Annotated in this window: 11 protein-coding genes; 3 read left to right on the top strand and 8 right to left on the bottom strand. The window is 49.8% G+C overall.

Annotation, left to right across the window (positions count from 1 at the left end):
- Window positions 1-64 precede the first annotated feature (64 nt).
- On the top strand, window positions 65-3,094 hold the full coding sequence (locus tag DYE40_RS06980) for a type I restriction endonuclease subunit R (protein ID WP_115308425.1): 3,030 nt from the start codon (window positions 65-67) through the stop codon (window positions 3,092-3,094).
- Between the two features lie 576 nt (window positions 3,095-3,670).
- Here the strand turns inward: DYE40_RS06980 and DYE40_RS06975 are convergent.
- Complete coding sequence (locus tag DYE40_RS06975) at window positions 3,671-4,774, bottom strand: FAD-dependent monooxygenase (RefSeq protein WP_115308424.1); 1,104 nt, start codon at window positions 4,772-4,774, stop codon at window positions 3,671-3,673.
- A 171-nt stretch (window positions 4,775-4,945) separates the two neighbouring features.
- Between DYE40_RS06975 and DYE40_RS06970 the strand changes: the two genes are divergently transcribed.
- On the top strand, window positions 4,946-5,494 hold the full coding sequence (locus DYE40_RS06970; RefSeq protein WP_115308423.1) for a TetR/AcrR family transcriptional regulator: 549 nt from the start codon (window positions 4,946-4,948) through the stop codon (window positions 5,492-5,494).
- Between the two features lie 174 nt (window positions 5,495-5,668).
- Here the strand turns inward: DYE40_RS06970 and DYE40_RS06965 are convergent, their stop codons facing one another.
- Window positions 5,669-6,112 carry a methyltransferase family protein gene (locus DYE40_RS06965; RefSeq protein WP_115308422.1) on the bottom strand — a complete coding sequence of 148 codons (444 nt, stop codon included), beginning with the start codon at window positions 6,110-6,112 and terminating at the stop codon, window positions 5,669-5,671.
- A 469-nt stretch (window positions 6,113-6,581) separates the two neighbouring features.
- Entirely contained in the window at window positions 6,582-7,472 is an 891-nt protein-coding gene (locus tag DYE40_RS06960; protein ID WP_115308421.1) for a LysR family transcriptional regulator, read from the bottom strand.
- Between the two features lie 155 nt (window positions 7,473-7,627).
- Here DYE40_RS06960 and DYE40_RS06955 point away from each other — a divergent pair, with 155 nt between their 5' ends.
- Entirely contained in the window at window positions 7,628-8,188 is a 561-nt protein-coding gene (locus tag DYE40_RS06955) for an NAD(P)H-binding protein (RefSeq protein ID WP_115308420.1), read from the top strand.
- Between the two features lie 92 nt (window positions 8,189-8,280).
- Here DYE40_RS06955 and DYE40_RS06950 read toward each other — a convergent pair whose 3' ends face one another.
- The 5 genes from DYE40_RS06950 to DYE40_RS06930 form a co-directional block, all read right to left on the bottom strand.
- On the bottom strand, window positions 8,281-8,793 hold the full coding sequence (locus tag DYE40_RS06950) for a hypothetical protein (protein ID WP_115308419.1): 513 nt from the start codon (window positions 8,791-8,793) through the stop codon (window positions 8,281-8,283).
- 15 nt (window positions 8,794-8,808) lie between these two features.
- On the bottom strand, window positions 8,809-9,885 hold the full coding sequence (locus DYE40_RS06945; RefSeq protein WP_147286606.1) for a hypothetical protein: 1,077 nt from the start codon (window positions 9,883-9,885) through the stop codon (window positions 8,809-8,811).
- Window positions 9,886-9,928: 43 nt separating this feature from the next.
- Complete coding sequence (locus DYE40_RS06940; RefSeq protein ID WP_115308417.1) at window positions 9,929-10,855, bottom strand: hypothetical protein; 927 nt, start codon at window positions 10,853-10,855, stop codon at window positions 9,929-9,931.
- Between the two features lie 133 nt (window positions 10,856-10,988).
- Window positions 10,989-11,912 (bottom strand): hypothetical protein, encoded by a 924-nt coding sequence (locus DYE40_RS06935; RefSeq protein WP_115308416.1) that lies wholly within the window; start codon window positions 11,910-11,912, stop codon window positions 10,989-10,991.
- A 133-nt stretch (window positions 11,913-12,045) separates the two neighbouring features.
- A complete protein-coding gene (locus DYE40_RS06930) occupies window positions 12,046-12,972 on the bottom strand; it encodes a hypothetical protein (protein WP_115308415.1) in 927 nt (308 codons plus the stop codon).
- Window positions 12,973-12,981: the final 9 nt, after the last annotated feature.

Raw genomic sequence — 12,981 nt, 5'->3', positions numbered from 1 at the left:
TTTGGCGGTGGGCTTGGCTGTCCAGGCTGTTTTTTGGGCTGTTTTGTTTTTTTGAGGGATTGTTATGCACCGTGAGATTGATTTTGAAAATGCCGTGGAAGCCGCCCTGCTGGCAGGGGGTTATCGGCAGTTAGACCCCAAGGGTTACGACAAAAGCACCGCACTTTTTCCGCAAGAGGTTTTGGCGTTTGTGCAGGCAAGCCAGCCTGAGCTGTGGCAGCGGGTGGTGCAGATTCACGGCGATCGTGCCGCCGATGTGCTGCTCGACAGTTTGCAAAAAGAATTGGCAAATAAAGGGGCGCTGGCGGTGCTGCGCGGCGGTTTTAAGTGCGTGGGCAAGACGCTGCGTTTGGCGTTTTTTGCCCCCAATAGTGCGCTTAATCCCGAGGCGGCGGCGCGTTATGCCTTAAACCGCCTGTCGGTGTGCCGCCAGCTTCAGACGCAAAGCGGTGCGATTCCCGATGTGGTGCTGGTGTTGAACGGGCTGCCGATTGCCACTATGGAGCTGAAAAATCCGCTTACAGGGCAAACGGTGGCGGACGCGGTGGCGCAATACCGCAGCCGCAAGGTTCAGGGCGAGCCGCTTTTTGCCTTCAAGCAGCGGGCCTTGGTGCATTTTGCCGTGGATACGGAAGCGGTGATGATGGCGACCAGGCTTGCGGGGGCGGATACCTTCTTTTTGCCGTTTAACAAGGGCTTTGACTTTGGTGCGGGCAATCCGCCTGCGGATCACGGGGTGCGTACCGCCTATTTGTGGCAGGAGGTGCTGGCAAGAGACAGCCTGATGGATATTGTCCACCGCTTTATGCATTTGCAGACGGAAGAAAGAACCGTCCAGACCAAAAGCGGCGTAAAACGGGTTGTCAAGGAAACGATGATTTTCCCGCGCTATCACCAGCTTGATGCGGTGCGTTCGCTGGTTGCCCACGCCAAGGCGCACGGCAGCGGCCATAATTATTTGATTCAGCATTCGGCGGGTTCGGGCAAGTCCAATTCGATTGCCTGGCTGGCGCACCGCTTGGCGAATCTGCATGACGACAGGCAGGAGAAGATTTTTCATTCGGTAATTGTGATTACCGATAGGCGCGTGCTGGACAGGCAGTTGCAAGACACGGTGTACCAGTTTGAGCATAAAAGCGGGGTGGTGGAAAAGATTGATAAAGACACGCAGCAGTTAAGCCAAGCGCTTGCGGGCGGCACGCCGATTATCATCAGCACCATTCAGAAATTTCCCTTTATCAGCCAGGCACTGCAAACGCTGCAAAAGCAGGGGCGGCAGGTGGAGATTGATACGCGCGGCAAGCGTTTTGCGGTGATTGTCGATGAGGCGCACAGCTCGCAAAGCGGCGAAACGGCGATGGAGCTGCGCAAGATTTTGAACGGCGACGGTATTGCGGCGGCGGTAGCGGCGCAGTTTTTGGACGGCGAAGGCGATGCGGATTTGAGCGATGATGCACAAAAAGCATTGCTTACCGAGCAGCTCAAGCGCGGTCGGCAGGAGAATTTGAGCTTTTTCGCCTTTACCGCCACGCCCAAGCACAAGACGCTGTTTTTGTTTGACGAAGCGGGCAAGGACGGCAAAGCGCCGTTTCATCATTACAGTATGCGTCAGGCGATTGAAGAGGGCTTTATTCATGATGTGCTGGCGCACTACACCTGCTACAAGCGTTATTACAAACTGGTGCAGCAAGGCAGCGAAGACCCTGATTTGCCACGCCGCAAGGCGGCAAAAGCGCTGGCACGCTTTGTCAGCTTTCATGATTATGAAATCCGCCAGAAGGTAGAAGTGATTGTCGAGCATTTCCGCACGCACAGCCGCCACAAAATCGGCGGACGCGCCAAGGCGATGATTGTTACCAATTCGCGTGAACACGCGGTGCGCTACAAGCTGGGGCTGGACAAGTATTTGCAGGAAAAAGGCTACAGCGACATCAAATCGCTGGTGGCGTTTTCCGGCGAAATCACCTTGAAAGAATATGGCGACCAGCGTTTTACCGAAACGGGCATGAACGGCGGCATTAAAGAAAGCGAGCTGCCGCAGGCGTTTGACGACAATGATGATTACCGCCTGCTGCTGGTGGCGGAAAAATACCAAACGGGCTTTGACCAGCCGCTGTTGCACAGCATGTATGTGGACAAACGTTTGTCGGGCATTGCCGCCGTGCAGACGCTTTCCCGCTTAAACCGCACCGCAGCGGGCAAAAGCGATACTTTCGTGCTGGATTTCGTCAATGAAGAGGACGAGATTTACGCCGCCTTCAAGCCCTATTACGAATACACCCCCGCCGAAGACGCACCCGATCCGCAGCAGCTCAACAACCTTGCCCACGCACTCAAAGAAAAACGCCTGCTGGATCAAGAAGAAATCAACGCATGGTGCGAAATCTGGTTTGCCGCCCGCGAGCCGAGCGGCGCGGCGCACCAAAAAATGAATGCGCTGCTTGATAAGGCGGTGCTGCGTTTTACCGATCTTGCCGAAGAAGAGCAGGAGCACGCCAAAGGGCAGATGGTGTCGTTTCGCAATCTTTACGCCTTTTTGGCGCAAATCCTGCCCTATCAGGACAGCGAATGGGAAAAGCTCTACAGCTATCTGCGTTTTTTGTTGCCCAAACTGCCGCACGGCAGCGATACGCGGCGGGTGCAGATTGATGACGATGTGGCGCTTGAATATTACCGCTTGGAAAAAATCAGCGACGGCAGTATCGGCTTAAAAGAGGGCGAAGCGCAGCCGTTACGCGGTGCAACGGCGGTAGGTACGGGCAAGCCTGATGAAGAAGTGCCGCTCTCTTCGCTGGTGGAAAAACTCAACGAACGCTTCGGCACGGCATTCACCCAAGCCGACCAGCTCTTTTTCGACCAAATCCGCGAAACCGCCGCCGGCAACGAACAGCTTGTGCAGGCGGCGCAGGCCAATAACGAAAGCAACTTTGCCGCCGTTTTCAAAAGGCAGCTTGAAGGCCTGTTTATCGAACGCATGGAAGGCAACGAAGAAATCTTCACCCGCCTGATGGACGACCAGGCTTTTCACCGCATGGCGGCGGATTATCTGGCAGGCGAAGTGTATCGGCGTATTCGCAGCGATGCGGGGCTGTGATGCCCTGTTGCCGCGCGGCAAACGGATAAAATCAAAATAGTATAAAAGGCCGTCTGAAAGTTTGGGGTTTTCCCATAGGGACTTCCTACGGTCGCAGACGGTTTTTCTTCAATATCTAAATCTAAGCACTGCAAGCGGGCGGATTTACCCAAACTTTTGCAAAACACTTTATGCGGTCAGGGTTGCTGTTTTCAGGCTGCTTTTGGGGTAAGGTGCGGTCAAAATGACAAACATTTTTATCAAAACAATAAGCCGTAGGCTGGATTTTTAAATCCGACAAAACGCACGGGCTTTGGATTGGTTTGGCGTTTTTGGGAAATGCGGACAGTGCCGGATACCAGTATCCGACCTACAGCCGCTATTTGTGTTGATTTTTAATCATCTTTCCAAACACCAAACCGCTCAATCACCAAACCGCTTTAAAAGCTGCCTGAAAACGTAAAAAGGCCGTCTGAAACGCTGTTTAAGTTTTTCAGACGGCCTAAATCCATTGTTTCAATCAAGCGTTGCTGTTTGCCGTTAAGCCTTCCCGCTTTTTCCTTGCGTTCCACAGTTTTAAGCCCACAAGACGGATAATCACGCGGCGGACGATGGCACTAAAGGTGCTTTTCGGCAGGAACAGATAGCGTTTAAGCGCGACCAGTTTTTGCCGGCGGACAACCCACGGGCGTAGGGCTTTTGCCATTGTGCCAAGGCGTTATCAATATCGGCGTGTCTGCCCAGTGCCTGCCCCAGCTCGTACGCGCCTTTGATGCCTGCCGTTGCGCCCAAGCCAGAGTAGAGCGTCAAGCACCACGCCGCATCGCCGAGCAGCACAATCCGCCCGTTAATCCAGCTTTCCATTTTGACCTGATTGACCGAGTCAAAGAGGAAATTGTCGGCGTTCGCCAGTTCGTCCAGCATTTCATCGATGATTTCGCCGTTGGGCATACCGTCAAAGGCTTGGCGCAGCGTTTGTAGCGGCGGGGCGGCAAATTGGCTGTCGGTGTCGGTGCAGGCGTAGCTGAACAGGGCGGTCGGCAGGCAGTCTTCCAGCGGAAACACAAACAGCGAACGCTTGGGTTCGGTAACAATCACGCCGTCTTTGAAGCGGAAATGTTCGGGCGTTTTTTTCAGCTGAAAAGCACAAATTATCGCACCCAGCGGCTTTAAAAAGCGGCTGTCGTCGCCAAACGCCAGCTTACGCACGCTCGACCGCATACCGTCCGCACCGATGACCAAATCAAACATTTCATCGCTTTCTACGCCTGCGGTTTTCAGACGGCATAACACGCTATTGTCTTGATTTTGCAAAGAAACAGGCATGCTGTCAAAACGCACGTCCACGCCGTCCAAGGTGCTTAAGGTCTGCCACAAGCCGTTTTCCACATCGCCACGCAAAAGCGTTGCAGGACGGGTCAGCGCATCGGCAAAACCCGCCACCCGCATACGGCTGCCGTCTTGCAGAATTTCCCAATTTGAGCTGACCGTCGGCGTGCGCTGATGGACGTTTTGCCAAATGCCCAAGGCTTCGGCGGCTTCGCGCCCCGCTGTGTGAACGCCGATAAAATAACCGCCGGTGCGGCGTGCCTTTGCCCGCTCGATGATGACAATCTGCCAGCCCTGTTTGTGCAGCGATACCGCCGCCGCCATGCCGGAAATGCCCAAGCCGACAATCAGTGCGCGTTTTTGTGTGTTCATTTTTGCTCTCCAAGTTGAAATCGTTGAACACAGTATAAAAAATTTACGGCGGCAAAAATACGGTTAATTTTTCTCAAACCGACCGTTTAAACAGACAAATTTGCAAATTTGTACCCTTATTTATACAATATTGGCAAAAATTGTTACCCTTTGAATTTAAACGAGATGGAGATGAACGACAAAACCGACTTGCGGGTAGTGAAAACGCATAACGCCATCCGCTCCGCCTTTATCGAGCTGTTGCAGGCGGGGGAATACGAGCAAATCGCCGTGCAGGACATCATCGACAAAGCACTCGTCAACCGCAACACCTTTTATAAATATTACAGCGGCAAAAGCGATTTGGCGGGCAAGATGATTGCCGATTTCAAGGCGGAATACGCGGGCTGGATTGCCGCACGGCTGGCGGGCGAAGACGTGCAGGCACTGATTGCCCACGCCGCCCCGCTGTTGTTTGAAAAACGCCGCCTGCTGCTTGCCCTGTGGAAAATCGACACCAAACGCCACCACTTATACGCCGATATGCACACCATGATCGGGCAGGCGTTTATAGTGCAGGCACAAAAAACCGACAGCGGCAAAGACTGGGCGTTTCAAACCGAACTGTTTGCCACGCTGGTGCTTGCCGCCATGCGTTACCACTTCGAGCGGGACTTGCCGCTGCCGATGGCGAAAATGCCGAAAATCTTGCGGGAAATGGTGGACGTGATGGGGGTTTGAAAAAATCCACGTCCGCCAAGCAGAGAAACTGCAAATTTTGGGGCAAATCCCACCGCTTGCACGTCGTGGCCTTGGTCTGTCTCAAACGGCAAATTGCTTTGAAATCCGTGCTTTTTCCTTGCAGTTTCAATAGATAGGCCGTCTGAAAAAGCGGTTGGTTCTTTTCAGACGGCCTTACAGCCAGCGGCGGGTTTGGCGGCAGTATTGGCGGTAGGCTTCACCGAAGTGTTCGCTCAGGATTTGTTCTTCAGGGCGGATTTGCAGGCGGGTAATCAGCATGACAAAAACCGCCACACCAAGCCACACCGCCGCTTGCGACAGCCACAACGCCCATGCGGCTAGGATAAGCGCCATGCCCAGATACATCGGATTGCGGCTGAAGCGGTAAATGCCGTCTGCAACAATCAGGCGGCTTTTGTCGGGCGTGTGCGGATTGACGGTGGTGCGGTGGCGGCGAAATGCCAGTACGCCCGCACCGATGACGGCAAGCCCTATTATGAAAAAAACGGCGGCAAGCCATGGCAGCGTTGGCAGGGGCATGGGGAAAATGACGGACACAAAATACATCAATACGCCGCAAAGCAGCATGATGACCACAGGCGGGATTTTCAGTTTCATTGTTTGCTCCTGTCGGCGTAAAGGCGGTGGAAAGGGGTGGATGGCGATAACAAATGCCGATGGTTTGACTGTTGCCGCTTGAAGGTTAAAAAACAGTTTATCATCAAACAGATAAAATCAAAACAGCATAAATAGGCCGTCTAAAAAATTGGGGGTTTCAGACGGCCTGTTGATTAAAAAATGCAGGCGAATCCCCGCTTGTAAATTGTTCATCAATCAGTTTTGTCTGAAAAGGCAAAGGCAGCCTGAAAACGGCTTCACGCACCGCTGTGCCGCCCAAAACATGATGCCGTCTGAAAACTGATTTTCAGACGGCATCAAAAGCTAGGGCAGCCTGAAAACGAGCGAAGCGAGTTTCAGCGGAGCTAAAACCCACAAGAGTTTCAGCGGAGCTAAAATCTTTTTCAGATGCTGTTTCCGCTTCGCCGAAACGCGCTTCATTTGTTTTCAGGCAGCCTTTCCTTTCCACTCACTCCGCCAACACCCCCGCCAACGCGCGGAACACCGCCGAATCCGCCCGTCGGCTCGGGTAATACAGATAATAGCCCTCGTAGCGTATCGCCCAGTCGGGCAGCAGTTCCGTCCATTCGCCGCGTTCCAGCTCCGCCGCCGCCATGTCGCGCGGCAGCCACGCCACGCCTAAACCCGCCTGAACCGCTTGTTTGACAAGCGCGTTTTGATTGCAGACAAACTGCCCTTCGGGCTGGATTTTCACGGTTTTGCCGCTTTGAGGGTCGGCAAATTCCCATGCCAGCGTGTTGCCGAGCGTGGGCAGGCGCATGGCGATGCAGGGCAGCGCGGCAAGGTCGGCAGGCGTTTGCGGCAGGGCGATGTCCGCCGCCAAATCGGCGTGCGCCACCAGCGCCATCTGCATATCGGGCGACACGCGCAGCGCAATCATGTCTTTTTCCACAAACTGCCCGGGGCGGATGCCTGCGTCAAAGCGTTCGGCAACGATGTCGGTGAAGCGGTTGCTGCTGTCCAGTTCCAGCCGAATATCGGGGTATTCGCGCATAAAGCGGACGAATTTGTCCCACAGCGCAACGGCGATGGCGTGGGCGTTGCCGGTGATTTTCAGGCTGCCGTCCAGCTTGTCGCGGAACTGGTTCAAGTTTTCAATTTTCGCGTCCAACTCGGCAAGCAAAGGCGTAATCTGCTGGCGCAGCGCCTCGCCTGCCGCCGTGGTGGAAACGCTGCGGGTGGTGCGCTCCAACAGCTTGATTTTCAAACGTTCTTCCAACTGGCGCACGGTGTAGCTGAGTGCCGACTGCGACACGCCGAGCTGCGCGGCGGCGGCGGTAAAACTGCCCGTGTCGGCAATGCGTAAGAATACGCGCAAGTCGTCCAGATTTTGCGGCATGTTTGCTCCTTTTTCAGGCTGCCTCGGGCGTTTCAGGCTGCCCAAGCAGTTTATTCATTAAATTTATTGATAAGGTCTTGCGGATTTTACCCGCTAATCTTTTTTAATCAAAGCCCTTATACTGCGTTTCATCCATCCAACAGGAGAAACGAAATATGAAAAACATCCTCATCATCGGCGCAAACGGCTCATTAGCCCGCGCAGTCATCGCCATCGCCGAACAAAATCCCGATTTACACCTGACCCTGTTTGCACGCCGTCTGAAAAACACCGCCCAAAGCCACCGCACTTTTGCTGGCGACGCTCTGAACGTAGCGGATTTGACCGCCGCCATGGCAGGAATTGACATCGTGTACGTCAACTTGGCGGGCGATTTGGGCAAAATGGGCGAAAACATCATCGCCGCCATGAAAGCCGCAAACGTACGCCGTGTGATCGCCGTGTCGTCCATCGGCATTTATGATGAGCCGCTACGCCCCGTGCTACGCCCGTATCGTGCATTGGCAGACATTATTGAAACGTCAGGCTTGGATTACACCATCCTCCGCCCCGACTGGTTCACCGACGCGGACGAAGTGGATTACCAGCTTACACCCAAAGGCCAGCCTGAAACGGGCGGCGCGGTGTCTAGGAAGAGTATTGCGGATTTTGTGTGCAGGGTTTTTGACAAGCCTGAATTGTGGGTTGGCGAGAATTTGAATATTAGTAAGGTGTGATTTTCAGGTAGCCTTCCAGACGGCATTAAAGGCAGCCTGAAATAGCAAAAGACCGTCTGAAAACATTTCAGACGGCCTTTCGTATCTCTTATTCATTTTTTCAAAATCACATTGTATTTGCCCGCTTTTTGCTTTCCCACTCTGGCGCACAGGCTATCGCCGCACTGGACGATGTCGGCAGTATTTATAGCTTGAACGTAGTCGGCATGGCGTTTGCTTTGTTCTATGATGCCTTTGTAGTGGAAAATCATCCATAATCCGCCAATCAGCAGCAAACCAAGGCTGATGCTGACGGCCAGCCATGCGCGAAAGACGGTCTGCTGGTTTTTGCGCTGGTTTTCTTCAAACTGCATTTGGAACATACGGGTTTGGTGTTGCAGACTGTTAGACAGGCTGTGCAGCTCTTCGCTGTATCGGGCAAATTCGCCGCCCATGCCCTCTTTGACTTCGGCACGGATGTTTTGAACCGTATTGCGGTGCATTTCTTGCAGGAATTTCTGATGATCTTGTTTGAGACTTGTCGAGAAGTCTTCACACTGTTTCTGACAGTTCCGCATCAGCAGGGCGGTTTGCTCGATAAGCTGTTCGAGCTGTCTTTCATTCATTTTATTTCCGCTTTCTTACGATCTTGAAAAACCACGGCTTTGATTTTGGCTGAGCAATTCCTGCTGACGCTGCTGTTCCTGCAGCTCTTCAAATTTAAGAGCGATTTGGCTCTGAAACTGCTGCGCCCTCGGACTGTTTGCAAGTTCCGCCACTTCGGCGTTAAAGGCATTCATATTGCCTGCCGTATAGTCTTGGTTCATGCGGGTAAGACGATCCAACAGCGACGGGGTTGCAGGCTGATCGGCAGATGATAAAAAGCTGCATTTTTTCACACCGTCCAAATCACGCGCCAATAGTTTTGCTGCTGCGCGGAGGTAGTCCAGATTGTTATTGTCTTTCCCGTGAATATCCTGCTTTTTCTGCTTCAAAATATTGAAGTCTTTCTCACTGACATCAACAGGCGGAACTTCTCCGGTAAAGCGGATGGGGACGGTTTTCCCTATCCTGCCCGAGTCCAGCAGTTCGGTAAAAAATTGGTTTCCCGCCGTTACCGTCATTCTCTGCCAAGAAAATTTATCGCCGCCGCCCCTGAAATCAAAATTATCGTTCACAGGCGTAATTTTAAGATTGCGGATTGACTTGCCGCCCTGTTCGTCCACCACAAATTTCAAGCTGTCGATATTCGCCGTATAGTTTCCCGAACCGAATACGAATGCGCGTTCGACAAAATCGGCTGATTCGGGGGCAAGGTTATACTGATAGACAGAAGTATAAAAATCATCTGATGTTTTTGGCAATGTTTTGGTATTACCATAAAGCAATCCCCACATTTGCTTGAAGTCATACTCTCCGGGTTTGATCGCCCCCTTGTCTTTTGCAAAAAACTTCTCAAACATACGGAAATCCGCAGCGGAAACAAACCGCCCGCCCCCGTATTCCATATATTCGGCAGCGTTTATCTCAATGGCTTTCCGACCGGAAACATCGGGTTTGCACTCAAACTTTTCCGCATAATACCTGTTTTGAGGCGGCACATCGCTGTCCCACAGGTAATGGTTCATCGCCGTTTTGGGGCTGATAAAACTTTTATGCCTGTTCGGATTGTAATATTTGGCAAGATTACTGCTTGAAGTTGTCGTATTGTCTGACATGGTTTTCCTTTCTTAATACAAAAAATACAGGGGGGGAGAGAATTTAATTTTTACGACGCAATACATAATGGGGATGCCGCAACACATCTCCGCAATTGTTCATAAAATATATTTCATCATACGGCCATTCGTTTATTCCCGCTAAATAATCTTTGTCCGCCAATGTTCTTCTTACAAAACTATTTATTTCGTGAGCATGAAAATAAAAATTTCCCACCCCGTAATCTTGTAAATCTATATTTTCAGGAATCGAACTCTGATGGTAAAAATGCAATAAATGCAAATCTTCGTCCAAACCGATATTGTCTTTGCTTTCTAACTTCTGCACGGCTTCATTTTTAGGCAGAACCGAGCAACAATCCGAAGCTAACATATGCTTTGTTTCCAATGTGTTTTGCACCAGCGAAAAGCCGTCTTTACCGCTTTTTTCAATATATTCTTCCAATTCTTTTTTTGAACCCGCCTGTTTTTCCCCTTGTGAGAACAAGTATTTTTCTTCAAACGTATAAAAATTATCGGGTGAGGCAATTTTCTTTAACTCTTTAAATCGGTCTAACCATTCCTGATTGGTGCGTTTACCCGGGAAAAACCACACTCGGCAGCCGAATTGGCTGTATCTGCATTGTCTCACAGAGTCAAATGTTCCGCCGTTGATTTCATTGGGCGGATTTCTGGAACGGAATGTCTCCATTTCCGAAATCCATTTTTCACCGAAGCTGGCAACGGCTTTGTTTTTCAGTTCTGCCGGCGTATAAAATTTTTTGTCGCGCCAGCAGAAACCCGCACGGTTTTTGGCTTTGTATTCCTGCTCGGAAACAAACCACGGTTTGGCATCTTTGGCCAATAAGTCGTCCCAGTATTCGTATACGTCCGTTTCAGACGGCCCCATCAATATCCCGCCCAAGCACAGCGCGGCAAACAAAAGCCCGATTCCGATGAAATATTTTTTCTTTATCCGTTTGAAGTTCATTGATACTCTCTTGTTCACTTGAAACTTTTGTGCCTGTTCGGGTTGTAATATTTTGCAAGATTACTGCTTGAAGTTGTCGTATTGTCTGACATGGTTTTCCTTTCTTAATACAAAAAACACAGGGGGAGAGAATTTAATTTTCAAGTTCTATTCGGTAATGAGGATGCCATAACACATCTCCGCAGTTGTTCATAAAATATATTCTATCATTTTGCCAATTTTCTGCTTCCACCAATTTTCCCGTTGTCCAATTTTCTTCTATTAAAGCATATATGCCATACGCGTTAAAATAGAAATTGCCTACCCCGTAATCTTGCAAGTCTATATTTTCAGGAATGGATGCCTGATGGTAAAAGTGGAAATAATGCAAATCCCCGTCGAAAATGGTATTTCTATTTTTTAATTTTACATTGGCTTCGTTTCTAGACAAAACAGAACAGCAGTCCGAACCTAAAATGTATTGTTGCCCATAATTTGTTTTCTGCATCAGCGAAAATCCGTTTTTACCGCTTTTTTCGATATATTCTTCCAATTCTTTTTTTGATCTGACCTGCTTTGTATCTTGAGAAAACAGATATTTTCTGTTTAATGTATACATATTGTCGAGCGTGGCGATTTTTTCCAAATCCTCAAACCACTCCAGCCATTCCTGATTGGTACGTTTGCCCGGAAAAAACCACACTCGGCAGGAAAATTCACTGTTTCGACAATGACGGACGGAAAGAACCTCTCCGCCGTTGATTTCATTGGGCGGATTTCTGGAACTAAACGCTTTCATTTCCGAAATCCATTTTTCACCGAAGCTGGCAACGGCTTTGTTTTTCAGTTCTGCCGGCGTATAAAATTTTTTGTCGCGCCAGCAGAAACCCGCACGGTTTTTGGCTTTGTATTCCTGCTCGGAAACAAACCACGGTTTGGCATCTTTTGCCAATAAGTCGTCCCAGTATTCGTATACGTCCGTTTCAGACGGCCGCATCAATATCCCACCCAAGCACAGCGCGGCAAACAAAAGCCCGATTCCGATGAAATATTTTTTCTTTATCCGTTTGAAGTTCATTGATACTCTCTTGTTCACTTGAAACTTTTGTGCCTGTTCGGGTTGTAATATTTTGCAAGATTACTGCTTGAAGTTGTCGTATTGTCTGACATGGTTTTCCTTTCTTAAGACAAAAAATACAGGGGGAGAGAATTTAATTTTTACGACGCAATACATAATGGGGATGCCGCAACACATCTCCGCAATTGTTCATAAAATATATTTCATCATACGGCCATTCGTTTATTCCCGCTAAATAATCTTTGTCCGCCAATGTTCTTCTTACAAAACTATTTATTTCGTGAGCATGAAAATAAAAATTTCCCACCCCGTAATCTTGTAAATCTATATTTTCAGGAATCGAACTCTGATGGTAAAAATGCAATAAATGCAAATCTTCGTCCAAACCGATATTGTCTTTGCTTTCTAACTTCTGCACGGCTTCATTTTTAGGCAGAACCGAGCAACAATCCGAAGCTAACATATGCTTTGTTTCCAATGTGTTTTGCACCAGCGAAAAGCCGTCTTTACCGCTTTTTTCAATATATTCTTCCAATTCTTTTTTTGAACCCGCCTGTTTTTCCCCTTGTGAGAACAAGTATTTTTCTTCAAACGTATAAAAATTATCGGGTGAGGCAATTTTCTTTAACTCTTTAAATCGGTCTAACCATTCCTGATTGGTGCGTTTACCCGGGAAAAACCACACTCGGCAGCCGAATTGGCTGTATCTGCATTGTCTCACAGAGTCAAATGTTCCGCCGTTGATTTCATTGGGCGGATTTCTGGAACGGAATGTCTCCATTTCCGAAATCCATATTTCGCCAAAGCTGGCAACGGCTTTGTTTTTCAGTTCTGCCGGCGTATAAAATTTTTTGTCGCGCCAGCAGAAACCCGCACGGTTTTTGGCTTTGTATTCCTGCTCGGAAACAAACCACGGTTTGGCATCTTTTGCCAATAAGTCGTCCCAGTATTCGTATACGTCCGTTTCAGACGGCCGTATCAATATCCCACCCAAGCACAGCGCGGCAAACAAAAGCCCGATTCCGATGAAATATTTTTTCTTTATCCGTTTGAAGTTCATTGGTGTTGA

Origin of the sequence: Kingella potus (genome assembly GCF_900451175.1) — a bacterium.
GTDB lineage: Bacteria > Pseudomonadota > Gammaproteobacteria > Burkholderiales > Neisseriaceae > Neisseria > Neisseria potus.
This window is presented reverse-complemented; position numbering and strand designations above follow the sequence as displayed.

Excerpts from the sequence above, each read along its gene's own strand:
- DYE40_RS06965 (WP_115308422.1), bottom strand. The coding sequence starts at position 6,112 with ATGAAACTGAAAATCCCGCCTGTGGTCATCATGCTGCTTTGCGGCGTA.
- DYE40_RS06930 (WP_115308415.1), bottom strand. The coding sequence starts at position 12,972 with ATGAACTTCAAACGGATAAAGAAAAAATATTTCATCGGAATCGGGCTT.
- DYE40_RS06975 (WP_115308424.1), bottom strand. The coding sequence starts at position 4,774 with ATGAACACACAAAAACGCGCACTGATTGTCGGCTTGGGCATTTCCGGC.
- DYE40_RS06955 (WP_115308420.1), top strand. The coding sequence starts at position 7,628 with ATGAAAAACATCCTCATCATCGGCGCAAACGGCTCATTAGCCCGCGCA.
- DYE40_RS06945 (WP_147286606.1), bottom strand. The coding sequence starts at position 9,885 with ATGTCAGACAATACGACAACTTCAAGCAGTAATCTTGCCAAATATTAC.
- DYE40_RS06935 (WP_115308416.1), bottom strand. The coding sequence starts at position 11,912 with ATGAACTTCAAACGGATAAAGAAAAAATATTTCATCGGAATCGGGCTT.
- DYE40_RS06940 (WP_115308417.1), bottom strand. The coding sequence starts at position 10,855 with ATGAACTTCAAACGGATAAAGAAAAAATATTTCATCGGAATCGGGCTT.
- DYE40_RS06960 (WP_115308421.1), bottom strand. The coding sequence starts at position 7,472 with ATGCCGCAAAATCTGGACGACTTGCGCGTATTCTTACGCATTGCCGAC.
- DYE40_RS06970 (WP_115308423.1), top strand. The coding sequence starts at position 4,946 with ATGAACGACAAAACCGACTTGCGGGTAGTGAAAACGCATAACGCCATC.
- DYE40_RS06980 (WP_115308425.1), top strand. The coding sequence starts at position 65 with ATGCACCGTGAGATTGATTTTGAAAATGCCGTGGAAGCCGCCCTGCTG.
- DYE40_RS06950 (WP_115308419.1), bottom strand. The coding sequence starts at position 8,793 with ATGAATGAAAGACAGCTCGAACAGCTTATCGAGCAAACCGCCCTGCTG.